This window comes from Bradyrhizobium sp. AZCC 1610, from assembly GCF_036924515.1.
GTDB lineage: Bacteria > Pseudomonadota > Alphaproteobacteria > Rhizobiales > Xanthobacteraceae > Bradyrhizobium.
The window spans coordinates 1076202-1099685 of the sequence record NZ_JAZHRR010000001.1; the positions used below are offsets into that span (position 1 = coordinate 1076202).

The window sequence follows — 23484 nt, forward strand, 5'->3', positions numbered from 1 at the left end:
AGGGCGTCGTAAATGGCAACTCATGCTCCGGCACGTATCCGCGTTCGTTTCGCGGTTGCGATACTTTCCGCGGCTTATGCGTTTAATTCCGCCGTGGATGCGGCTTCGCCGTTGTCCGACAGGGTGTCTCTCAGCGAGTCGACGATTTCGTGGAGCACCGTCAGGTACGCGACCTCTGCGGAGAACGGATTCGTCAGCGGGTCGCTCGACAAGAAGACCATCGTCGATCGCACGTTCAAGACCCACGTGCTCGAGAATCGTTATCTGAAAGTAACGCTCCTGCCCGAATTTGGCGGACGCATTCTTTCCATCATTTACAAGCCGACCGGCCACGAACAACTTTATCGCAACGAGGTAGGCGTGCCTTACGGGATGAAGGCCAGCAATTTTTATTACGACTGGCTGATGGTGTATGGCGGCATCTTCCCGACGTTCCCTGATGCCGAGCACGGAAAGGCGTGGCTGAAGCCGTGGGACTTCAAGGTCGTGAAGGAGAGTGCCGGCGAAGTGACCGTGTCGATGTCGCTTAAAGATGATTTCGCGTATTCCGCGGCACCAACGCAGTTCCTCAAGGGCTCGACGGGTATCGAAGCGACTTACTATGTCACGCTGAAAGCCGATCGCGCCGCGCTCGATGCGCGCGTGGTGCTGAAGAATCCGCACGATCGGACGATCGATTACGAGTACTGGACGTGCACGACGCTCGCGCCGGGATCGGACCCGAAAAACCCCAAGACGACCGGCGGCGCCGAAATCATCGCGCCGATCGAGGCCTACAGCACGCCCGCCTGGTCGGCCAATCTGTCCGAAAGCGATGGGAGCTTAGGTCCGGGCAAGAGTCGTTTCGAAAAACTGCGCTACTTCAAGAACTGGCCGACAATGGGCATCGCGTACGCGGCGCCCGATATGCGGGGCGGGAATTTCTGGGGTGTGATCAACCACGACAACGAGGAGGGAATCATCCGCATCGCCGACAATACGGTCACGCCGGGCCTGAAGATGTGGACGTGGGGATTTCCGTCGTTCACGAACGAGACTGACGCGCGCAAAGACCCGAACGAAGTGCGGCCTTACGTCGAATTGTGGGCGGGCGTGTCGGACCAGTTCTTCCACCGCGCCAAGCTTCCCGCGCGGAGCGAAGTGTCTGTCACGGAGACTTACAGTCCGACCGTCGGCATGAGCAACGTGACGGCCGCGAACGAGAAAATCCTGATCAATCTCTCGGCCGAGGCATCAGGCGTGAATCTTCAGTTCTTCAGCATCGAACCGGCCACGCCGTTGCGCGTCACGTTGACACGCGGCGATGCGATATTGTTCAACGACGCCGTGAAAGCCGACCCGAAAAACGGAAATCGCATTTCCGCGGCGATCCCTGCCGGCGGCAGCGGCGAACAAGTGCGGCTGACGATCACGACCGCGGAAGGCAAAGAGCTGATCGCGGCCGAAACAAAAATAAAGTAGTTTGACTGTAGGATGGGTAGAGCGCAGCGATACCCATCATCTTTTGCCAAACGCAATTGATGGGTATCGCTTCGCTCCACCCATCCTACGCAGCGTTGGCTGATCTCTCAAAAGTTACCTACCTCGTTAACCCCCCATAAACCATCCTGCGCCACCAATGGGCGTTACCTCTGCCATTTTGGGGACGCCCATGCTCGCCCGTGACCAACGCACGCCGTTTTCGGACTGGTGGTGGACCGTGGATAAGCTGCTGCTCGGCGCGATCATGGTGCTGATGCTGGGCGGCGTCATCCTGTCGCTGGCGGCGAGCCCGCCGGTGGCGACGCGGATCGGGCTCGATCCCTTCCATTTCTTCGGCCGGCACGTGCTGTTCCTGCTGCCTTCCCTGATGGTGCTGATCGGGGTGTCGTTTCTGTCGTCCAAGCAGATCCGCCGTCTCGCGCTGCTGGTTTTCGTGGTCTCGATCCTGCTGATTGTGGCGACGCTTGTCTTCGGCGCGGAGGTGAAGGGTTCGCGGCGCTGGATCACGCTGCTTGGCGTCAACATCCAGGCCTCCGAATCCGCAAAGCCCGCCTTCGTGGTGATGGCGGCGTGGCTATTTGCGGAATCGACCAAGCGGCCGGAAATGCCGGCGACCTCGATGGCGATCGTGCTGTTGCTGACACTGGTGGCGCTGCTGGTGATGGAACCGGACTTCGGCCAGACCATGCTGATCCTGGTGGTGTGGGGCGCGCTGTTCTTCATCGCGGGCATGCGGATGATCTGGGTGGCCGGCCTTGCCGGCGTCTCGGCGGCGGGATTGTTTGGCGCCTATCTGCTGGTGCCGCACGTCGCCGGCCGCATCAGGCGCTTCATGAACCCGGCATCCGGCGACACCTTTCAGGTCGACATGGCGATGGAAGCGTTCTGGAACGGCGGCTGGTTCGGCCTCGGGCCCGGCGAGGGCATCGCAAAGCGCAGTCTTCCAGACAGCCATACCGACTTCGTGTTCGCGGTGGCCGCCGAAGAGTTCGGCATCATCCTGTGCCTGGCGCTGGTTTCGCTGTTCGCCTTCGTCGTGATCCGGACACTGACGCGCGCCTATTCGAGCGAGGACATGTTCGCGCGCTTTGCGGCGTCGGGGCTTGCGATCCTGTTCGGCATGCAGGCCGCGATCAACATGGCGGTCAATCTGCAATTGGTCCCCGCCAAGGGCATGACGCTGCCCTTCATCTCCTATGGTGGCTCGTCGATCATCTCGCTGGCCTATGGCGTCGGCATGATGCTGGCGCTGACACGGCAACGCCCGCGTACCGAGGTGGAATCGATGAACGCGGCGGGCGTGGCGCGCGGTTACGCTTGACCGCACGGACGTGGTGACGGCGGCCGCGCCGTCGGCTATTTGAAGCCATGGACAATGCCCCTTTGATTCTGCTGGCAGCCGGCGGCACCGGCGGTCATCTGTTTCCCGCCGAGGCGCTGGGCGTCGAGCTGATCAAGCGCGGCCTGCGTGTGCGTCTCGCAACCGACGCCCGAGCGCTACGCTACAGCGGCCTGTTCACCAGGGACAATATCGACGTGGTGCCGAGCGAGACCGTGCGCGGCCGCTCGCTGCTGTCGCTGGCGCGCACCGCTTACATGCTCGGTTACGGCACGCTGGTTGCTGCCAATCTGGTGCGGCGGCTAAAACCTGCCGCCGTGGTCGGCTTCGGCGGCTACCCGACGCTGCCGCCGCTGATGGCGGCAAGGCTGCTCGGCGTGCCCGGCATCATTCACGACGCCAATGCCGTGCTCGGCCGCGCCAACCGCTTTCTCTCCCGCCGTGTCAACGCAATTGCCACCTCGCTGCCGGGCGTGCTCGATCGCGATCCTGATCTCGCGGGCAAGACGACGACCGTCGGCACGCCGATGCGCCCCGCGGTCCTCACGGCTGCCGCCGTGCCGTTCGCGTCTCCCGAACCGAACGGGCCGCTGCGCCTGCTCGTGGTCGGCGGCAGCCAGGGCGCGCGGGTCATGAGCGATATCGTGCCGGGCGCAATCGAAAAGCTGGAGCCGATGCTGTGGAGCCGCCTGATTCTGACGCAGCAGGTGCGCAAGGAAGACATGGGGCGGGTGCGCTCGATCTATGAGCGGCGCAGGATCAATGCCGAACTGGCGCCATTCTTTACCGACCTGCCGGCGCGGCTGGCGTCCAGTCACCTTGTGGTCTCGCGCTCCGGCGCCGGCACGGTGGCGGAACTCGCCGCGATCGGCCGGCCCTCGATTTTGGTGCCGCTGCCCGGCGCGATCGACCAGGACCAGTTCGCCAATGCCGGCGTGCTGGCCCAGGTAGACGGAGCTTTACGGATACCACAGGCCGAGTTCACGCCCGACCGGCTGGCGGCGGAAATCTCCGCCTTCGCCGCCGAACCCGCCCGGCTGACCGCAATGGCGGCCGCCGCCCGCAAGGTCGGCCGGCTCGACGCCGCCGAACGGCTAGCCGATCTGGTGATGAAAACCGCCGGAATCTAGGCGGTTGTCCGCAAAATTGCCCCTTGTCATGCCACGCGAAAGCGGGGCATCCAGTATCCTGCGGCGCCTGATTTGAGCCTCGGCTTCGCGGAATACTGGATCATCCGCTGCTGTGCTCAACGGCGCACAAGGCGGATGATGACGACAGGGAACGTTTCATGAGACTGCCGCGCGAGATCGGACCCATTCACTTCGTCGGGATCGGCGGCATCGGCATGAGCGGCATCGCCGAAGTGCTGTGCAATCTCGGTTACACCGTGCAGGGCTCGGACGCCTCCGAGAGCGGCAATGTCACGCGGTTGCGGGAGAAGGGCATCACAGTCTCGGTCGGCCACAAGGCCGAGAATATCGACGGCGCCGACGTGGTCGTGGTCTCGACCGCGATCAAGCGCGACAATCCCGAATTGATGGCGGCCCGCGCGCAGCGCATTCCGGTGGTGCGCCGGGCCGAAATGCTGGCCGAACTGATGCGGCTGAAGAGCTGCGTCGCGATTGCCGGCACCCATGGCAAGACCACGACCACCTCGATGGTCGCAGCCCTCTTGGATGGCGGCAATCTTGATCCGACCGTGATCAATGGCGGCATCATCAACGCCTACGGCACCAATGCGCGGCTGGGGGCGGGCGACTGGATGGTGGTGGAAGCCGACGAGAGCGACGGAACATTCTTGAAACTGCCGACCGATGTCGCCATCGTCACCAATGTCGACCCCGAGCACCTAGACCATTTCAAGACGTTCGAGGCGGTGCAGGACGCCTTCCGCAATTTCGTCGAGAACGTGCCGTTCTACGGTTTTGCCGTGATGTGCATCGATCATCCCGTCGTGCAGTCGATCGTCGGCCGGATCGAGGACCGCCGCATCATCACCTATGGCGAGAATCCGCAGGCCGACGCGCGGCTGGTTGATCTGACGCCGACCGGCGGCGGCTCCAAATTCAAGGTCGTGTTCCGCAACCGCAAGACCGACGCCACCCACGAGATCGCAGACATCCTGCTGCCGATGCCCGGACGGCATAACGCGGCAAATGCGACAGCGGCGATCGCGGTCGCGCACGAGCTCGGCATTTCCGACGAGGCGATTCGCAAGGCCATGGCGGGCTTCGGCGGCGTCAAGCGGCGCTTCACCCGGACCGGCGAATGGAACGGTGTTACCGTGATCGACGATTACGGCCATCACCCGGTCGAGATATCAGCCGTCCTTAAAGCGGCGCGTGAATCCACCAACGGCAAGATCATAGCCGTGGTGCAGCCGCATCGCTTCACCCGGCTGCAATCGCTGTTCGAGGAATTCTGCACCTGCTTCAACGATGCGGACGCAGTCATCGTCGCCGAGGTCTATCCGGCCGGCGAGGCGCCGATCGAGGGCATCGACCGCGATCATTTCGTGCTCGGCCTGCGCACGCATGGCCATCGCGAGGTGATCCCGCTGCAGAGTTCGGCGGAGCTTGCCAAGGTCGTTCACGGAATTGCGCATCCGGGCGACCTCGTCGTCTGCCTCGGCGCCGGCAACATCACGCAATGGGCCTACGCCTTGCCGGGCGAACTGAAGGCGTTGGGGTAGCCGTGACCTTTCCCGACATCACGCCCGATCTGAAGGCCGCGATGCCGCAACTGCGCGGGCGGTTGCTGGCGAACCAGTCGCTGGCGGAGCTGACGTGGTTTCGCGTCGGCGGGCCGGCGCAGGTGCTGTTCACGCCGGCGGATGAAGACGATCTCGCGTACTTCTTGAAGCTGCTTCCGAACGAGTTGCCGGTTTACGTCGTCGGCGTCGGCTCCAACCTGATCGTACGCGACGGCGGCATGGCGGGCGTCGTGATCCGGCTGTCGCCGCGGGCGTTTGGCGAGACCCTGGCTTCAGGCGATATCGTCAGCGCGGGCACAGCCGCGCTCGACAAGCGCGTGGCGGAGACCGCGGCAGCCGCCAACATCGGCGGCATGGAATTCTTCTTCGGCATCCCCGGCACCATCGGCGGCGCGCTGCGGATGAATGCCGGCGCCAATGGCAGCGAGACCAAGGATGTGCTGGTCGAGGCCGTCGGCATCGGCCGCGACGGCGCCAGGCATGTCTTCACCAATGCCGACATGAAGTTCGTCTACCGTAACAACGGCGTCGACCCGTCGATCATCTTCACGTCGGCGCGCTTTCAAGGCGCCGTCACGGACGCCGAAACCATTCGCGCGCGGATGAACGAGGTGCAGACCCATCGCGAAACCGCTCAGCCGATTCGCGAAAAGACGGGAGGATCGACCTTCAAGAATCCACCCGGCAACAGCGCCTGGAAACTGATCGACGCCGCCGGCTGCCGCGGCTTGCGCGTGGGCGGGGCGCAGGTCTCGGAAATGCACTGCAATTTCCTCATCAATACCGGTAACGCCACCGGGCATGATATTGAAACGCTGGGTGAAACCGTGCGTGAGCGGGTTAAAGCGAATTCTGGAATCGAGCTACACTGGGAAATCAAGCGGATCGGGATCGAGCAGGGCTGATGCGGATTACCATTCTCTTTGGCGGCACCAACAAGGAGCGGCTGGTCTCGGTCGCCAGCGCCCAGGCGCTGCATCGGGCGTTGCCGGAAGCCGATCTCTGGTTCTGGGACATTGCCGACACGGTGCATGAGGTTGCGTCGCAAAAGCTGCTTGGGCACGCGCGTCCGTTCGAAAATGAATTCAAACCCGGCAACCGCGGCCTGCCGCTCGAAGCGGCGCTCGACAAGGCGAAGTCCGAGGATCGCGTGCTGGTGTTCGGCCTGCATGGCGGCCGGGCCGAGAACGGCGAATTGCAGGCGATGTGCGAACTGCGCGGGATTCCCTTCACCGGCTCCGGTTCGGCGTCGTCGAATCTCGCTTTCGACAAGATGGCGGCCAAACGATTCGCGGCGATTGCGGGCGTCGCGGCGCCGGCCGGTGTCGCCCTGGAAAACCTCGACGCGGCGTTTGCCGAATATGGCAGGCTGATCGCAAAGCCGGCGCGGGATGGATCGAGCTATGGCCTGATCTTCGTCAATGCGAAGCAGGATCTCGTAGCCGTGCGCAACGCCGCCAAAACAGAGGAATATCTGATCGAGCCGTTCATCTCGGGCGTGGAGGCGACCTGCGGCGTGCTGGAGCGGCCCGACGGCTCGGTGCTTTCACTGCCGCCGATCGAAATCGTGCCGGCGGAAGGCGCGTTCGACTACACGGCGAAGTACCTGCTCAAATCCACCCAGGAGATCTGCCCGGGACGATTTTCGCCTGAGATCAGCGCCGCGCTCATGGACCAGGCGCTGCGGGCACACCGGGCGCTGTCGTGCAGCGGTTACTCCCGGACCGACTTCATCGTCTCGGCGAAGGGGCTGGTTTACCTGGAAACCAACACGCTGCCGGGACTAACGGCAGCATCGCTCTACCCGAAAGCGCTGAAGGCGCAGGGGATCGAATTCGTGGATTTTCTGCGCGAACAGGTCGCGCTGGCCGAACTGCGGAACCGGGAACGGGTTTGAACGGCCCCGCCAAGCCGTTAACAGGCCGTTAACCCGGAACTAACCTCGCCACGAGAATTGTTGCTAAAATCCTAAGAATTGTCCGGCAAACCACTCAAAAGACGCACCAAAGCGCGTCCGCGGCGCCGCGAATTTACACTTTGTTTACCAGGAAGTCCGAAGGTTAACGCTGGCGGCGCATGTTGCGCTTGGCTCCGGGGCGTGCGCTGTTCCGACTTTAGATCAGCACCAAGTCCGGCAAGACCGAGGCGTCATATGGGCCGGAACCCGCAAAAACGCTTGCGGGAACAACACTTGGACAGGCTCGTGCAATGGATGGTGCAGGACGCCTCGCTCGGTCGCTGAGATCGCTGGGGCCCCAAGCTGACCTGAAGGCGGCCGCTATTGGAGCGGCCGTGCTGCTGCGCGAGCGGCTGGGCGCCCGCGTCCCGGCGAGGTCCGTGATCGATCGCGACCCGCCGAATCGTCTGGTCCGTCTGGTCGAACGTCATCTTCCGAATCGCCTCGGCGTCACCCTGACCGCGCTGATGCTGCTCGGCAGCGCAGGCTTGGGCATCGTCAAGGGCGGCCATGTCGACGACTTCATGGTTGCGCTCAGCGATACTCGTAATGCGCTGGCCAATTCGGCCGGATTCCGCATCACCACAGTCGCCATCAACGGCCGCAAACAATTGAGCCAGGACGAGGTGCTCGCGATCGGCGGCGTCAATGGCCGCTCCTCGCTGTTGTTTCTCGACGCTGCCACCGTGCGCGACAAGCTCAAGGCCAATCCGTGGATATCGGATGCGACCATCCTGAAGCTTTATCCAGGCCAGCTGCAGATCGACATCGTTGAGCGCACGGCTTTCGCGCTGTGGCAGCAGGACGGCCGGCTGTCCGTAATCTCGGAGGACGGCGCGGTGCTGGAGCCCTACGTGTCGCGCCGCTTCGTGACGCTGCCGCTGGTGGTGGGCAAGGGCGCCGATGTCAAGGCCCGCGACTTCCTCGCCCTTCTGGACCGCTATCCGCAGGTTCGCTCAGCGACCAAGGCTGCGATCCTCGTCGGCGAACGGCGCTGGAATTTGCGGCTGAAGGACGGGCTCGACATTCGCCTGCCGGAGAACGACGTCGGCAATGCGCTTGCCGTGCTCAGCAAGCTCGACAAGGACGACAGGCTGTTCTCGCGCGACATCGTCGCGGTCGACATGCGCCTGCCGGACAGGCTCACCGTGCAATTGTCTGATGACGCGGCCAAGGCCCGCGAAGAACTGTTCAAGGACAAGAAACCCAAGAAAAAGGCCGGTGACGCATGACCGGCCTCGATCGCAACCAGACCCCGAAGACGCGCCCCGTCGACCACAAGCGTACGGCGCTGGTGGCCTCGCTCGATGTCGGCACCAGCAAGATCGCCTGCATGATCGCGCGGCTGAAGCCGTCTCCGGCGAACGAGGCGCTGCGCGGCCGCACCCATGCGGTGGAATTGATCGGCTACAGCCAGATCCAGTCGCGCGGCGTCAAGGCAGGCTCCGTGGTCGATCTCGCCGAATGCGAGCAGGCGGTGCGCCAGGCCGTGGCGCTGGCCGAGCGCATGGCCAAGGTCCGCGTTGAGTCAGTATTGCTGTCGGTTTCCGGAGGCCGGCTGCAGGGCCAGCTGGTCGAGGCCGCCGCCGATATCCGCGGTGGCGCCGTTACCGCCGATGACGTCACCCGGGTGACCTCCACCGGCATGCGCCACGCCACCGGCGAGGGGCGCACGGTGCTGCATGCGCTGCCGGTCGGCTACGCGCTGGATGGCGTCAAGGGCATCCGCGACCCCCGCGGCATGGTGGCCCGGCAGTTCGGCGTCGACATGAACGTGGTGACGGCGGATGCAACGGTTGCCCGCAACCTGATGCTGGTGGTCGAGCGCTGCCATCTCAATGTCGAGGCCATGGCGGCGAGTCCTTATGTCGCAGGCCTGTCCGTGTTGACCGACGACGAGGCCGATCTCGGCGCTGCCGTGGTCGAAATGGGCGCCGGATCGACCACGATCGCGACCTATTCCGCCGGCCGCTTCGTTCATGCCAGCGGATTTGCGCTCGGCGGGCAGCACGTCACCATGGATCTTGCACGCGGCGTCGGCGCATGCATTGCGGATGCCGAGCGAATCAAGACTTTATACGGGACCGTGCTGACCGGCGGGTCCGACGCGCGCGAGTTGATGTCTGTTCCGACTGCAGGCGAGGAACAAGATGCGCCGCAGATCGTCTCGCGCGCCACGATCGCGAACATCGTCCGGCATCGCGCCGAGGAGATATTTGAAATGGTCCGGGACCGGCTCGCCGATTCCCCCTTTGCGGCGGAGCCGCGGGCGCGGGTTGTGTTGAGCGGCGGCGCGTCCCAGCTGACCGGCACCGTCGAACTCGCCACCCGCATTCTCAACCGGCCGGTCCGGATCGGCCGTCCGCTCGGTTTCGGCCGGCTGCCCAACGAGGCCAAGAGCGCCTCGTTCGCAGTGCCGACCGGCCTCCTGGTCTATCCGCAATACGCTCATCTGGAACACGTTGAACCGCGGCATACGCGGCAGCTCAGGACAGGGACTGACGGCTATTTCGGAAAGGTCGGACGATGGCTTCGCGAGGGCTTCTGATGACCGGTCCAATGACCAAACGATTTTCACCAAATCCCGCGGCCGTCGGCCGGGGCGAACCAACGCGCGCGTCGTAGGAGAGGCAACCATGGCACTCAATCTGACCCCCCCTGACATCAGCGAGCTGAAACCGCGGATTACCGTCTTCGGCGTCGGTGGAGCAGGCGGCAATGCCGTCAATAACATGATCACTGCCGGGTTGCAGGGCGTCGACTTCGTCGTCGCCAATACCGACGCGCAGGCGCTGACCATGTCGAAGGCGCAGCGCATCGTGCAGATGGGCACGCAGGTGACGCAGGGCCTCGGCGCGGGGTCCCAGCCTGATGTCGGCGCGGCGGCGGCGCAGGAGGTCATCGACGAGCTTCGCGACCATCTCTCGGGCGCCAACATGGTGTTCGTCACTGCCGGCATGGGCGGCGGCACCGGCACCGGCGCAGCCCCTGTGATCGCCAGGACCGCGCGCGAAATGGGCATCCTCACCGTCGGCGTCGTGACCAAGCCGTTCCACTTCGAGGGCATGCGCCGCATGCGCACCGCCGAGTCCGGCATCGCCGAACTGCACAAGGTGGTCGACACGCTGCTGATCATCCCGAACCAGAACCTGTTCCGGGTCGCCAACGAAAAGACCACCTTCGCCGATGCCTTCGCGATGGCCGACCAGGTGCTCTATTCGGGCGTTGCCTGCATCACCGACCTGATGGTCAAGGAAGGCCTGATCAACCTCGACTTCGCCGACGTCCGCGCCGTGATGCGCGAAATGGGCAAGGCGATGATGGGCACGGGCGAAGCGACCGGCGAGAAGCGGGCGCTGACCGCAGCGGAAGCTGCGATCGCCAACCCGTTGATCGACGACTCATCGATGAAGGGCGCCCGCGGCCTGCTGATCTCGATCACCGGCGGCAAGGACCTCACGCTGTTCGAAGTCGACGAAGCCGCCACGCGGATTCGCGAGGAGGTGGATCAGGACGCCAACATCATCGTCGGCGCCACCTTCGACGAAACGCTCGACGGCATCATCCGCGTTTCCGTCGTCGCCACGGGTATCGAGCAGGCGCAGATCGCGCGCAATGCCGCCGCCGCCCCGGCGGCCGCGACCACTGCCACCGCCACCGGCACGTCCTCGCCGGACAGCCGTCTGGCCGAACTGACCGCTCGCCTCCGCGCCGACAATGCGCGCCTGGCCGAACGCGCCCAGAAGCTCGAGCCGGCGGCGCAGGGGGGTGCTCCGGCTCCCGCGCAGGCCCCTGGCGCCGCCGCGCCAGCGCAACGTTCGTCCAGCAATGTCGAGCGTGCAGCGCTCGCCGCGATCGCCGCGGCGGTTGAGACGCCGCAACAGGCGCCGATCCAGCCGGCGTCCTATGGCGACGTCACGGTCCGCCCGATCGCGCAGAAGCCGACCCTGTTCCCGGATCATAACGAGGCCGCCCGCGTCGAGTCCGAGCAGCCGGCGACACCCGAAACCTTCATCCCGCAGGCGGCCGAACGTCCGCCGTCCCGCTCGCCGCGGATGCCGAAATTCGAGGATCTCCCGATGCCAGCGCAGGCCGAAATCCGGCACGCCCGCGGCGACGGAGAGGAGGAACATCCGCAGAAGACGCGGCTGTCGCTATTGCAGCGGCTCGCCAATGTCGGCCTCGGTCGCCGCGACGAAGAGACCGAGCCGCCGATCGCGGCCCGCGCCTCCGGTCCCGCGATGGCGCCGCTGCCCGATCGCAAGCCGCAGCGTAGCGTCGCGCAGCAAATGGCGGCGAATCAGGAACCGGTATCGGAGTACGCAAAACGCCCGGCGCCGCAAGGTTTGGACGTCCATGGCCGCCCGGCACCTGTTGCCCCGGCGCCACAGGGCGACGACCATCTTGATATCCCGGCCTTCCTCCGACGCCAGGCCAACTGAGGTTTTGTTACAATCGAGGTAAGCAAAGGGCCCCGGCTGTTCCAGCCGGGGCCCCTTCTCTTTGGCTTGTGCCGAGCCTCGGCTCACTGGCCAACCAACTGATTTTAAATCATTAATTATTCATTCCGTGATCGGGTATCGCGTCTGAATTCGCGTCCGCCCGTGTCGGAGTTTGGTTAACCCTTGGCACGATTGCGGCAGAGATAGGGTAACAATCGGTAAAGAAGCGTGAGTTGGCGCGCTTCGGGGCGGTGACTATGGTCTGCCGTGACTTGGGGATGCCTAAAACGCGAATCGGTGCTTACGCCCGGTTCCAAGTCTTTAGGTAAAGTCGGTAGTGGGCAGTTAGCGAATGAAATTCAGCCGTCAAACCACGCTTCGGTCGCAAGCCACCGTAACGGGCGTCGGCGTTCATTCCGGTCTACCTGTCAGCCTGACGCTTGGACCTGCTCCTGTGGATGCGGGCTTTGTTTTTATCCGCACCGGCCTTGATGAGGCCGACCGCGAAGTTCCCGCAATCGCGGAATCCGTAACCGCCACCGATCTTGCTACCGTTCTCGGCGACCGGGAAGGCCCGCTGGTTTCCACCGCCGAACATGTGCTCGCTGCCTTGCGCGGCATGGGCGTCGACAACGCCATCATCGAAGTCGACGGTCCGGAAGTTCCGATCATGGACGGCAGCGCGGCGGCCTTCGTCGCCGCCATCGACCAGGCCGGCATCGTCACCCAGTCGGCCTCCCGCCGCTTCATTCAGGTGCTGAAAGCGGTACAGGTCGCGATCGGCGATAGCTTCGGCGAACTGCGCCCGCATGCAGGCGGGTTCCGCGTCGAGGTCGAGATCGACTTCGCCAATCCCGTGATCGGCCGCCAGAACTTCTCGCTCGATCTCAACCCCGAAAGCTTCCGCCGCGAGATTTCCCGCGCCCGGACTTTTGGCTTCATGAACGACGTGGCGCGGCTCTGGAGCGCCGGTTTCGCGCGCGGCGCCTCGTTTGAGAATACAGTGGTGCTCGATGACGCCCGTCTGCTCAACACCGAAGGGCTGCGCTTCAGCGACGAATGCGCCCGCCACAAGGCGCTGGACGCGGTTGGCGATCTAACCCTGGCTGGTTTGCCGCTGCTTGGCGCCTACCGCTCGGTGCGCGGCGGCCACAAGCTGAACCACGCCGTGCTGACGGCCCTGTTGGCCGATCGCAGCGCCTGGCGGGTGGTCGAGGCCGAGCCGGCACGCCGTCCCCGCGGCCATGTCGAGGCCGGTGCGGGCATGGTGGGCGGCTTGATCGCCCCGGTCTATGGTCCGGATGTTTCCTGACTTTCGCCTGCGAAATGTCCCTGACTTTCCAAGCTTTTTTCGCGCCATACCGACGCGTTTTCCGTAGTAACCACAATTGGTAAGGCTGTCGTCCAGCCGCCTTAATCCGGGCGAATTGGCTGCGTATTCGATTGGTTGAGGACCATTTTTCGGCTACAGAGGCCTGCGGTTGCACCACAGGGCGCCACGAGGCCTGAAAGAATTGTGTACCAAACGCATTGGGCACGGGGAATATGACGTCTATGACCGCGGTTCATGGACGGGCGGGCTCAGTCATCAACCGCATCAAAGGCGTCAGGTCACAGATTCCATGTTGGCACAGCGTATGACGCTCGAATCACGCAAATCACTTGGGCTTTCCAGCCTCGCCGGGGCCGGACGGTCGCTGCGGCTGGCGGCGGGCCTGATTGCGCTCGCCATTCCCTTGAGCGGATGCGGCACGGGCGCGCTCTGGGACAAGTTCACCGCCAAGGACGACACCTTCAACGAGGAACCGGCGGACAAGCTCTACAATGAGGGCTTGTACCTGATGAACCAGCGCAAGGATAACAAGGCGGCGTCGAAGAAATTCGAGGAAGTCGACCGCCAGCACCCTTATTCGGACTGGGCGCGCAAATCGCTGCTGATGTCGGCCTATTCCTTCTACAATTCCGGCGACTATGACAGCTGCATCGGCGCGGCGACCCGTTACGTGACGCTGCATCCCGGCAGCTCCGATGCGGCCTACGCGCAGTATCTGATCGCGGCCTCGCATTACGACCAGATCCCGGACATCTCCCGCGACCAGGGCCGCACCGAAAAGGCGATCGCGGCGCTGGAAGAGGTGATTCGCAAATATCCGACCTCGGAATATTCGACCTCCGCCAAGGCCAAGCTCGAAGGCGCGCGCGACCAGCTCGCCGGCAAGGAAATGGACGTCGGCCGCTACTACATGGAAAAGCGCGACTACACCGCCGCGATCAACCGCTTCAAGACGGTCGTCACCCGCTACCAGACCACGCGGCATGTCGAGGAGGCGCTGGCGCGGCTGACCGAGGCCTACATGGCGATCGGCATCGTCGGCGAGGCGCAGACGGCCGCGGCCGTACTTGGACACAACTTTCCTGACAGCCGCTGGTACAAGGACGCCTATAATCTTGTAAAGTCCGGCGGTCTCGAGCCGAGCGAGAACAAGGGTTCCTATATTTCCAGGGCCTTCAAGAAGTTGGGTCTCGGTTCCTTGACCAATATGGGTCGCGGTTAGGAATTTACTTCGCATGCTGGCGCGTCTGTCGATCCGTGACATCGTCCTGATCGAACGGCTCGATATCGAATTCTCCCGTGGCCTCGCGGTGCTGACCGGCGAGACCGGCGCGGGCAAATCCATCCTGCTCGATGCCTTCGCGCTGGCGCTCGGCGGCCGCGGCGATTCGGGCCTGGTCCGCCATGGCGCGGAGCAGGGCCAGGTGACGGCCACCTTCGACGTTCCGAAGGGCCATCCCGCCGCAAAGATCCTGTCCGAGAATGGCCTCGACGATGCGAGTTCTCAAGCGTCTTGCGAGATGATTCTTCGCCGCGTGCAGCTTGCCGACGGCCGCACCCGCGCCTTCATCAACGACCAGTCGATCAGCGTGCAGACGCTGAAAGCCGTCGGCGCGGCGCTGGTCGAGATTCACGGCCAGCATGACGAGCGCGCGCTGGTCGATGCCTCGACGCACCGGCAGCTGCTCGACGCCTTTGCCGGGCTGGAGAAGGAGGTCTCGGCGCTGGAAACGTTATGGGAGGCGCGGCGCACCGCCAACGCGGCGCTGGACGCGCATCGTGCCAGCATGGAACGCGCCGCGCGCGAGGCGGATTATCTGCGCCACGCCGCCGACGAACTCAAAGCCCTGAAGCCGAAGGACGGCGAGGAGACGGCGCTCGCCGAACGCCGCACCACCATGATGCAGGGCGAGAAGATCGCAAGCGACCTTCGTGAGGCGCAGGAGGCGGTCGGCGGCCCCCATTCGCCGGTGCCGGCACTGGCCGCCGCGGTACGCCGCCTCGAACGCCGTGCCGCCAATTCGCCCGCCCTGGTCGAGCCGGCGGTGAAGGCGATCGATATCGCGATCAACGCGCTGGAAGAGGCCGACCAGCATCTGAGCGCAGCCCTGATCGCGGCCGATTTCGATCCCGCCGAGCTGGAGCGCATCGAGGAGCGGCTGTTTGCGCTTCGCGCCGCCTCGCGCAAATACTCGACGCCGGTCGATGGGCTCGCGGCGCTCGCTGCCAAATTCGTCGCCGACGTCGCGCTGATCGATGCCGGCGCGGATCAGTTGAAGAAGCTGGAAGCCGCAGCCGATGAAGCCGACAAACGCTACGGTGCGGCTGCCGAGAAACTGTCTGCGGCCCGCAACAAGTTCGCCGAGAAGCTCAACAAGGCGGTGAACGCCGAACTTGCGCCGCTGAAGCTCGAACGCGCGAAATTCATGACCCAGGTCGAAACCGACGCGAAGTCGCCGGGACCTCAAGGCATCGACCGCGTCGAGTTCTGGGTGCAGACCAATCCCGGCACCAAGGCGGGCCCGCTGATGAAGGTCGCCTCCGGCGGCGAGCTGTCGCGCTTCCTGCTGGCGCTGAAAGTGGTGCTGTCGGATCGCGGCTCCGCGCCCACGCTGGTGTTCGACGAAATCGATACCGGCGTCGGCGGTGCGGTAGCGGACGCGATCGGCGCGCGGCTTTCGCGGCTGGCCGGCCAGGTCCAGGTGATGGCGGTGACGCACGCACCGCAGGTCGCCGCAAGGGCGAACCAGCATCTCCTGATTTCCAAGGACGCGCTCGACAAGGGCAAGCGCGTCGCCACCCGCGTCAACGCGCTCGCCGCCGACCACCGCCGCGAGGAAATCGCCCGCATGCTGGCCGGCGCGGAGATCACCGCGGAGGCAAGGGCGGCGGCGGAGCGGCTGTTGCGCGCGGCGACAGCTTAACGGTGGTGCGCAGTCATGGCTGTGAAAGCGAAGAAAGCGCTGGTTGACGTGGCCACGCTCACCAAGGCGCAGGCCAAGGTTGAGCACATGCGGCTGGCGCTGGAGCTCGAAGGCCACGATAAGCGTTACTATCAAGAAGATGCGCCCAGCATCACGGATGCCGAATACGACGCGTTGCGGCAACGATACGATGCGATCGAGAAACGCTTTCCTGAATTCGTTACCTCCGAATCGCCATCGCAGAAGATCGGCGCCGCGCCATCCGGGCGATTCAAGAAAGTCCGGCATGCGGTGCCGATGCTGTCGCTCGACAATGCGTTCGCCGAACAGGACGTGCTCGACTTCGTCGGCCGCATCGAGCGCTTTCTCAAGCTCAGCGACGACAAGATCGATTTTTCCGCCGAGCCGAAGATCGACGGGTTGTCGATGTCGCTGCGCTACGAGGACGGCGAACTCGTTACCGCCGCCACCCGCGGCGACGGTGCGGTAGGCGAGGATGTCACCGCCAATATCCGTACGCTGGAGGATGTGCCGCACAGGCTGAAGGGCCGCAACATCCCTGATATCTGCGAGGTGCGCGGCGAGGTCTATATGACCAAGCACGCTTTTCTGGCGCTGAACGAACGTCAGAAGGCCGCGGGCGACACCATTTTCGCCAATCCGCGAAATTCCGCCGCGGGTTCGCTTCGCCAGAAAGACCCTTCCATCACGGCCTCGCGCCCGCTCGGGTTTTTCGCCTATTCCTGGGCCGAAATGAGCGCGATGCCCGAGAGGACGCAATCCGGCATGATCGGCTGGTTTGAGCGCTGCGGCTTCAAGACCAATCCGCTCACAAAACTCTGTCACTCCGTCGAGCAGCTGATTGCTTTCCATCGCAAGATCGAGGAACAGCGCGCCGAGCTCGACTACGACATCGACGGCGTCGTCTACAAGATCGATCGCATCGACTGGCAGGAGCGGCTCGGCTTCGTCTCGCGTACGCCGCGCTGGGCCATCGCGCACAAATTCCCGGCCGAGCGCGCCATGACGGTGCTCAGGGATATCGAGATCCAGGTCGGGCGGACGGGATCGTTCACGCCGGTCGGCAAGCTCGAACCCGTCGGCGTCGGCGGCGTGATCGTACAGAACGTCACGCTGCACAATGAGGACTACATCAAGGGCATCGGCAACAAGGGCGAAGTGCTGCGCGAGGGGCGCGACATCAGGCTCGGCGATACCGTCGTGATCCAGCGCGCCGGCGACGTGATTCCGCAGGTCGTCGACGTCGTGATCGACAAGCGGCCGAAGAACGCCAAAGAGTTTCACTTCCCGAAGAAATGCCCGTGCCCGCTGCACACCGACGTCGTGCGCGAGGAAACGGCAACCGGCGAGGAAGGCTCGCGCGCCCGCTGCACCGGCGAGTTCGCCTGTCCGTTCCAGAAGATCGAGCACTTAAAGCTGTTCGTGTCGCGCCGCGCCTTCGACATCGACGGCCTCGGCGAGAAGCAGCTTCAGTACTTCTTCGACGAGGGGTGGGTGAAGGAGCCCGCCGACATCTTCACGCTGCAGAAGCGCAACGCCAAGCTGAAGCTCGAGGAGATCGAAGGCTACGGCGAAACCTCGGTGCGCAATCTGTTTGCCGCGATCGAGAGCCGCCGACGCATTGCGCTGGAGCGTTTCATCTATGCGCTCGGCATGCGCCATGTCGGCGAGACCACCGCGCTGGCGCTGGCGCGCGGCTACGGTTCATGGGACGCCTTTCACGACGCCTGCCTCAAGGTCGCCAAGGGCGACGAGGAGACTATTGCCGAGATGGATGCGCTCGATCAGATCGGCGACACCGTGATCAAGAGCGTCGCAGCCTATTTCGGCGAAAGCCATAACCGCGGCGTCGTCGAGCGGCTGAAGAAGGAAGTCACGGTTCTCGACGCCGAAAAGCCGAAGAGCAATTCGGCGGTGGCCGGCAAGACCGTGGTGTTCACCGGCTCGCTGGAAAAGATGACGCGCGATGAAGCCAAGGCGACGGCCGAGCGGCTGGGCGCGAAGGCTTCCGGCTCAGTGTCGAAGAAGACGGATTATGTGGTGGCGGGGCCGGGCGCGGGTTCAAAGCTCGCGGAAGCCAAGAAGCACGGCGTACCGGTGCTGACCGAGGACGAGTGGCTGAAGCTGATCGGGGAGTGACTCTCTCCGCGTCATTGCGAGGAGCGTAAGCGACGAAGCAATCCATAGCGCCGCTCGTGGAGAAATGGATTGCTTCGCTGCGCTCGCAATGACGTTGAGACAGCGATATTAACCTCACAACATCCCCTGTTCTTCCTCCTCCGCCTTTTTTACCAATTCCTCGCTCACCACACCGCTTCGCCGCGGCACCAAAAAGAACATTGCCGACGCACACGCGATCGAGAGCGCGAAGATGGCGGCCGTCAACGGCAGCGTCGTGGTGGAGTGGCCGCCGAGATAGGCGCCGAATTGCGAGACCAGCGCGCCGATGCCCTGCTGCAGGAAGCCCATCGCGCCCGCGGCGGTGCCGGCGGCCTCGGGCCGCACGCTGATAGCGCCGGCTGCGGCATTGTTCATCACGAAGGCGTTGGCGACCATCACGACCATCTGGGTGCCGAACAGCCAGACCGGCGACTGGTTGATCCCGACGATGCTCAGGAGAAGGTTCAGCAGGGCGCCGGTGAATTGCAGCGCCAGCCCGAACCAGATCAGCTTCTCCAGCGAATGGCGCGGCGCGAAGCGGACGCAGAACAGGTTGCCGATCAGATAGGCAAATCCGGTGGCCGCGAACCAGGCGCCGTATTCGGCGGTGGTTCGGCCCATCTGCGTCACCACGATGTAAGGTCCGCCGCCGGCAAAGGTGAAGATGATTTGCGAAGCCAGCACCTGGCACAGCACATAGCCGAGAAAGGCGCGGTCGCGGATCAGCTTGCTGACATCGCCGCGGAAGCTGCTGCTGACGCCGCGCTCGCGGCGCGTCTCGGGCAGCGCAACGGCGATCAGCACGGCGACACTGAGCGAAGCCGCGGTAATGAAATAGAAGATCGCGCGCCAGCCGAACGCAGTCTCCAACAGACCGCCGGCGAGCGCGCTCAGCATTTGCGCCACCATCATGACCCCGATGACGAGGCTGATCATGGAGCTGATGCGATCGCGGCTGTAGAGATCGCGGATGATGGCGCGGCTCACCACCATGCCGGTGGCGCCGCCGAGCGCCTGCAGGAAGCGCGCCGCGATCAGTTGCGGCAGCGTCTGAGCCAGCGAGCAGCCGATGCTGGCCGCCACCATCAGGGCCAGGCCCGCGAGCAGCACCGGACGGCGGCCGAACTTGTCCGACAGTGGCCCCATGATGAGCTGCGAGCAGGCGATGCCGACCATGTAGAGCGACACCGTCATCTGTGCGATCGAGATGTCGCCGTGAAACGTCGTCGCCAGCACAGGCAGCGCCGGCACCAGCATATAGAGCGAGATCGGCGCGACGCCGGTCATCGCGACCAGCATCAGCAGCATGATCTTTGAAGTCGCGACGGCGTTATTGTCCGCCGCCGCGCCGGGCGGCTTGCCCACGACGCCGTGCATTCGGGTCCGATCCCGTTGGTTGAAGATACTGTTGGTTGAATCAGACTGTAGCGCGGTGGCTCATGGCGGATACGGATGTTTCAGCATGCGGCCATGCTGAATTCGTACAGCACATCGCTCTCGTCACCCGGGAGTAGGATGGGTGGAGCGAAGCGATACCCATCGCCACGTACTCCGGCATTGATGGGTATCGCTTCGCTCCACCCATCCTACGGGCTTCGCACGCCGGAATGACGATTAAAGCGGCAGCATCGCTGCCGTCGCCTCATCCAGCCACAGCTTCGTGGCGTTGTCGTCGAGATGCGGGCGCACTGCGCGACTTACGCGCTCGTGGTAGTCGTTCAGCCATTTCAGTTCCGTCGCGCTCAGCATATTCACGTCGACCAGGCGGCGGTCGATCGGCGCCAGCGTCAGCGTCCCGAATGCATTCACCGGTTTTTCGGCGCCGGCGACGTCGGTGCCGATGACGAGTTCGAGGTTCTCGATCCGGATGCCGTAGGCGTCGGTCTTGTAATAGCCGGGCTCGTTGGAAAGGATCATGCCGCGCTTCAGCGGCGTGGTGCCGAGTTTTGAAATGCGCGCCGGGCCTTCGTGCACCGAGAGGTAGCTGCCGACGCCGTGGCCGGTGCCGTGCTCAAAATCGAGGCCGGCCTGCCACAGGAATTGCCGTGCAAAGGAATCGAGCTGCGCGCCGGTGGTGCCGTCGGGAAACACCGCGCGCGCAATCGCGATGTGTCCCCGAAGCACGCGGGTGAAGCGGTCGCGCATTTCGTCGGTGGGTGTGCCGATTGCAATCGTGCGGGTGACGTCGGTGGTGCCGTCTTCATATTGTGCCCCGGAATCGATCAGCAGGAGATCGCCGGGCGAAATCCGCCGGTTGCTCTTGCGGGTGACGCGGTAATGCACGATCGCGCCGTTCGGCCCGGTGCCGGCGATGGTCGGAAACGAAACATCCTTCAGCGCGCAGGTCTGGCGCCGAAAAGTTTCCAGTGCCTCTACGGTGTCGATCTCCGTCAGCGCGCCGGAGGGCGCCTCGCGGTCGATCCAGGCGAGGAAGCGTGTCAGCGCCACCGCGTCACGCTGGTGCGCGGTACGCGTGCCCTCGATCTCGGTGATATTCTTCACCGCCTTCAACAGGCTCACCGGATCGTTGCCGCGCACCGGTTTTCCCCCGGCGCCTGCGATCAGGCGGCTCAGCGCGTCCGCGGCGGTGGCGCTGTCGAGGGCGATCGCGGCGCCGCTGCGCGCGAGCTCGGTGAGATCAGGCACCAGCGCGTCGGGGTCCCGGACATCGGCTGATTGCTCGAGATGGTCGCGCGTCAGGTTGGAAAGCTTGCGGTGGTCGATGAAGACGGTGGGGCGGCCGTCCTTCGGCACCAGCGCGTAGGACAAAGGCAGCGGCGTGTGCGAGACGTCGGCGCCGCGGATGTTGAAGGTCCAGGCCACCGCGTGGCTGTCCGACAGCACCAGCGCCTCGACCCCGAGCTTGCTCATCTCGAGCCGGATCCGCTTGAGTTTCTCGGCTTCGATCTCGCCGGAAAATTGCGGGCCATGAATGGCGACGCGGCCGAGCGGCGGGGCCGGGCGCTCGGTCCACACCGAATCCAGCGGGTTGCTCTCCACCGCGATCAATTCGGCGCCGGCCTTGGCGCAGGCGGCGGCCAGACGCTCGGCTGCCGCCGAAGTGTGCAGCCACGGGTCAAAACCGAGGCGGTCGCCGGCCGAAAGGTGTTTCCCCAGCCAGTGTTCCGGCGGTGGATCGGCCAGCGGCTCGATGTGCCAGGCCTTGCGGTCGACCTGCTTGGCGGCCTGCAGCGTATAGCGGCCATCGACGAAGACGGCGGCCTCGCGCGTCAGGACGATCGCCATGCCGGCCGAGCCGGTGAAGCCGGTCAACCAGGCCAGCCGCTCTTCGGAGGCCGCGACATACTCATTTTGCTGCTGATCGGCGCGGGGAATCACGAATCCGGTCAGTTTCCGGCGCGCCAGTTCCTCGCGGAAGATGCCCAGCCGCGCAGTCAGCGCGACGCCGCTCTCGGGTTCTTCGAATGTCTGGAAATGAGCTTCGAACATTGCCTGGTCACTTTAGGGTTGGGTGGAGCGGTCCGCAATGCGGCCGGCATCGCCACAATTTGGCATAATCCGTGCTTCACTATATCCGTTCGCGTTAGTCGGATGGAACGGTTTTGCAGTGTAGGCTGTTCGGCTCAAGATACCGGGAGGCTCCAGGAGTGTTTCAACTCAATGAAGAGGGGATACACCATGCCTGCTTTCACGTTTGAGAAGATTTCGCCACCGGCCGACCGCGGCCCGATAACGCCGGTCGCCAACAAGAAACAGCGCGGCGTCATCGTCCAGATCCTCGACCGGTTCGCGGAAGCGCGCGTCAAGCGATCGTTGAAGAAAGAAAAGGGCGTGATCGCCAGCAATCGTCACAGATCGGCCGACTAGAGCATTATCGGTTCTGATTGAATCAGAACCGAAGCTCTAGATTCTTGTTTTGACGCGTTTTCTTCACGCGAACCGGTACCACTTCGCTCGAAAACGCTATGGAATTTCAATTCACCTTGCGCAGCAACAGGCTGCTCCAGCCTTCGATGCGAAGGTGCCGCACCGGCACCAGGCCACGGGCGCGATAGGCGGCGATGACGCCGGGCGCCTGATGCGTCAGCAGGCCCGACAGAATGACCAGGGCCGATGGCGCCAGATACCGCGACATCGGCCCTGCCAGTTGCCGCAACGGATTGGCGAGGATATTCGCCAGCACCAGGTCGAACGGTGCGGCCTGCGCGAACTGCGGCGCGGAAAAACCGGTGGCGCGGATCGCCTGCACTAGATGCCCTGATACGTTCAGCCGCGCGTTCTCGCGGGCGACCTGCACCGATGGCGGGTCGATATCGCTCGCCAGCACCTTTTCATGCAGCGCCTTGGCAGTCGCAATCGCCAGCACCCCGGTGCCGGTGCCGAGATCCAGCACGCGGCGCGGACGCCAGGCTTTCAGGACGTGATCGAGCAGCAGCAGGCAGCCGCGCGTGGTGCCGTGGTGGCCGGTGCCGAATGCCAGCGCCGCCTCGATTTCGATGCCGATCTTGTTGGGCGCGATCCTCTCGCGGTCATGCTGGCCGTGGACGACGAAGCGCCCGGCGGGGACAGGAACAAGGTCTTCGAGGCTGGCCTTGACCCAATCCTTGGCCTCGACCGTGTCGAAGGCGATGCCCTTTGCAACTTCCCGGCCTGCGGCGTTGGCCACGAGTTCGTGGATCAGCGCCCGATCGGGTGGCTCGGCAAAATGCACCGTGACGTCCCATCGGCCATCGGGCCGTTCGAACGCGGCGACCGCGGCCTGGCCTTCGAAAAAAACTTCGGTCAGGGCGTCGACGACGCCTTTGGCCGCGTGCTCGCCGCCGATTGCAAAGCTGACGCGGTGCGTGGAAGCGATGAAAGTCATTGAAGGACCTGGAGAAAAGCGGGAAGACGCGAATGGGGGAAGTAGCGTTTCATTCAAATTTGAGCAAATTTCATGTCGTGCTGCTCGGGAAAGTTGCGTGGCGGCTGTTAGGACAGCCTTAGATTCATCTCGTGGTTCCCGGATAGGAACTGCAGGGAACCTTGGATTCCAAGATAGGCCGGGATTTGCGCACGCAATCTCCACCGACCATCCACAGCCAAGCGAGGCATCTGCCAACCGGTTATCCGCGAAGCATCCCGACGCTTTCCACAGGCGCTGCGGCGAGGT

At 64.1% G+C, this 23484-nt stretch carries 17 protein-coding genes; 14 read left to right on the plus strand and 3 right to left on the minus strand.

From position 1 onward, the window contains the following. Nucleotides 1-12: 12 nt before the first annotated feature. The 13 genes from V1279_RS05430 to ligA all read left to right on the plus strand — a co-directional run bounded on the left by V1279_RS05430 (nt 13) and on the right by ligA (nt 18350). Complete coding sequence (locus tag V1279_RS05430) at nt 13-1461, plus strand: DUF5107 domain-containing protein (protein ID WP_334433281.1); 1449 nt, start codon at nt 13-15, stop codon at nt 1459-1461. A 190-nt stretch (nt 1462-1651) separates the two neighbouring features. Next, nucleotides 1652-2803, plus strand: a complete 1152-nt coding sequence (gene ftsW, locus V1279_RS05435) for a putative lipid II flippase FtsW (protein ID WP_334433283.1) — start codon at nt 1652-1654, stop codon at nt 2801-2803. A gap of 47 nt (nt 2804-2850) precedes the next feature. Then, nucleotides 2851-3951, plus strand: a complete 1101-nt coding sequence (gene murG / locus V1279_RS05440; RefSeq protein ID WP_334433285.1) for an undecaprenyldiphospho-muramoylpentapeptide beta-N-acetylglucosaminyltransferase — start codon at nt 2851-2853, stop codon at nt 3949-3951. Between the two features lie 158 nt (nt 3952-4109). After that, complete coding sequence (murC, locus tag V1279_RS05445) at nt 4110-5513, plus strand: UDP-N-acetylmuramate--L-alanine ligase (RefSeq protein ID WP_334433288.1); 1404 nt, start codon at nt 4110-4112, stop codon at nt 5511-5513. A 2-nt stretch (nt 5514-5515) separates the two neighbouring features. Continuing rightward, nucleotides 5516-6439 (plus strand): UDP-N-acetylmuramate dehydrogenase, encoded by a 924-nt coding sequence (gene murB, locus V1279_RS05450; protein WP_334433292.1) that lies wholly within the window; start codon nt 5516-5518, stop codon nt 6437-6439. Continuing rightward, nucleotides 6439-7431, plus strand: coding sequence for a D-alanine--D-alanine ligase family protein (locus tag V1279_RS05455; protein ID WP_334433294.1), 993 nt, complete (start codon nt 6439-6441; stop codon nt 7429-7431). Before murB ends, V1279_RS05455 begins: the two co-directional genes overlap by 1 nt. Nucleotides 7432-7742: 311 nt before the next feature. Continuing rightward, complete coding sequence (locus V1279_RS05465; protein WP_334433296.1) at nt 7743-8723, plus strand: cell division protein FtsQ/DivIB; 981 nt, start codon at nt 7743-7745, stop codon at nt 8721-8723. Beyond that, the gene (gene ftsA, locus V1279_RS05470) at nt 8720-10039 is read left to right on the plus strand and encodes a cell division protein FtsA (RefSeq protein WP_334433298.1); all 1320 of its coding nucleotides are present in this window, start codon (nt 8720-8722) and stop codon (nt 10037-10039) included. The genes V1279_RS05465 and ftsA overlap by 4 nt, the downstream gene beginning before the upstream one ends. Nucleotides 10040-10127: 88 nt before the next feature. Then, entirely contained in the window at nt 10128-11933 is a 1806-nt protein-coding gene (ftsZ, locus tag V1279_RS05475; RefSeq protein ID WP_334433301.1) for a cell division protein FtsZ, read from the plus strand. 352 nt (nt 11934-12285) lie between these two features. Then, entirely contained in the window at nt 12286-13245 is a 960-nt protein-coding gene (lpxC, locus tag V1279_RS05480; RefSeq protein WP_334433303.1) for a UDP-3-O-acyl-N-acetylglucosamine deacetylase, read from the plus strand. Between the two features lie 310 nt (nt 13246-13555). After that, nucleotides 13556-14488 carry an outer membrane protein assembly factor BamD gene (locus V1279_RS05485; protein ID WP_334433306.1) on the plus strand — a complete coding sequence of 311 codons (933 nt, stop codon included), beginning with the start codon at nt 13556-13558 and terminating at the stop codon, nt 14486-14488. 13 nt (nt 14489-14501) lie between these two features. Continuing rightward, nucleotides 14502-16190 (plus strand): DNA repair protein RecN, encoded by a 1689-nt coding sequence (gene recN, locus V1279_RS05490; protein ID WP_334433308.1) that lies wholly within the window; start codon nt 14502-14504, stop codon nt 16188-16190. A 15-nt stretch (nt 16191-16205) separates the two neighbouring features. Continuing rightward, complete coding sequence (gene ligA / locus V1279_RS05495; RefSeq protein WP_334433311.1) at nt 16206-18350, plus strand: NAD-dependent DNA ligase LigA; 2145 nt, start codon at nt 16206-16208, stop codon at nt 18348-18350. A gap of 114 nt (nt 18351-18464) precedes the next feature. Here the strand turns inward: ligA and V1279_RS05500 are convergent, their stop codons facing one another. After that, nucleotides 18465-19748, minus strand: coding sequence for a multidrug effflux MFS transporter (locus V1279_RS05500; protein WP_334433312.1), 1284 nt, complete (start codon nt 19746-19748; stop codon nt 18465-18467). Nucleotides 19749-19985: 237 nt separating this feature from the next. After that, nucleotides 19986-21821: an aminopeptidase P family protein gene (locus V1279_RS05505; protein WP_334433314.1), complete on the minus strand. Its 1836-nt coding sequence runs from the start codon at nt 21819-21821 to the stop codon at nt 19986-19988. 189 nt (nt 21822-22010) lie between these two features. On the opposite strand from V1279_RS05505, the gene V1279_RS05510 reads away from it, so the two are divergent. Further along, nucleotides 22011-22199 (plus strand): hypothetical protein, encoded by a 189-nt coding sequence (locus V1279_RS05510; protein ID WP_334433317.1) that lies wholly within the window; start codon nt 22011-22013, stop codon nt 22197-22199. Between the two features lie 106 nt (nt 22200-22305). On the opposite strand, the gene V1279_RS05515 is transcribed toward V1279_RS05510, so the two are convergent. After that, nucleotides 22306-23196: a 50S ribosomal protein L11 methyltransferase gene (locus tag V1279_RS05515; RefSeq protein WP_334433320.1), complete on the minus strand. Its 891-nt coding sequence runs from the start codon at nt 23194-23196 to the stop codon at nt 22306-22308. Nucleotides 23197-23484 lie beyond the last annotated feature (288 nt).

Excerpts from the sequence above, each read along its gene's own strand:
- murG (WP_334433285.1), top strand. The coding sequence starts at position 2,851 with ATGGACAATGCCCCTTTGATTCTGCTGGCAGCCGGCGGCACCGGCGGT.
- ftsA (WP_334433298.1), top strand. The coding sequence starts at position 8,720 with ATGACCGGCCTCGATCGCAACCAGACCCCGAAGACGCGCCCCGTCGAC.
- V1279_RS05485 (WP_334433306.1), top strand. The coding sequence starts at position 13,556 with ATGTTGGCACAGCGTATGACGCTCGAATCACGCAAATCACTTGGGCTT.
- ligA (WP_334433311.1), top strand. The coding sequence starts at position 16,206 with ATGGCTGTGAAAGCGAAGAAAGCGCTGGTTGACGTGGCCACGCTCACC.
- V1279_RS05430 (WP_334433281.1), top strand. The coding sequence starts at position 13 with ATGGCAACTCATGCTCCGGCACGTATCCGCGTTCGTTTCGCGGTTGCG.
- V1279_RS05505 (WP_334433314.1), bottom strand. The coding sequence starts at position 21,821 with ATGTTCGAAGCTCATTTCCAGACATTCGAAGAACCCGAGAGCGGCGTC.
- V1279_RS05465 (WP_334433296.1), top strand. The coding sequence starts at position 7,743 with ATGGATGGTGCAGGACGCCTCGCTCGGTCGCTGAGATCGCTGGGGCCC.
- recN (WP_334433308.1), top strand. The coding sequence starts at position 14,502 with ATGCTGGCGCGTCTGTCGATCCGTGACATCGTCCTGATCGAACGGCTC.
- ftsZ (WP_334433301.1), top strand. The coding sequence starts at position 10,128 with ATGGCACTCAATCTGACCCCCCCTGACATCAGCGAGCTGAAACCGCGG.
- V1279_RS05510 (WP_334433317.1), top strand. The coding sequence starts at position 22,011 with ATGCCTGCTTTCACGTTTGAGAAGATTTCGCCACCGGCCGACCGCGGC.
- V1279_RS05500 (WP_334433312.1), bottom strand. The coding sequence starts at position 19,748 with ATGCACGGCGTCGTGGGCAAGCCGCCCGGCGCGGCGGCGGACAATAAC.
- ftsW (WP_334433283.1), top strand. The coding sequence starts at position 1,652 with ATGCTCGCCCGTGACCAACGCACGCCGTTTTCGGACTGGTGGTGGACC.
- murC (WP_334433288.1), top strand. The coding sequence starts at position 4,110 with ATGAGACTGCCGCGCGAGATCGGACCCATTCACTTCGTCGGGATCGGC.
- V1279_RS05455 (WP_334433294.1), top strand. The coding sequence starts at position 6,439 with ATGCGGATTACCATTCTCTTTGGCGGCACCAACAAGGAGCGGCTGGTC.
- lpxC (WP_334433303.1), top strand. The coding sequence starts at position 12,286 with ATGAAATTCAGCCGTCAAACCACGCTTCGGTCGCAAGCCACCGTAACG.
- V1279_RS05515 (WP_334433320.1), bottom strand. The coding sequence starts at position 23,196 with ATGACTTTCATCGCTTCCACGCACCGCGTCAGCTTTGCAATCGGCGGC.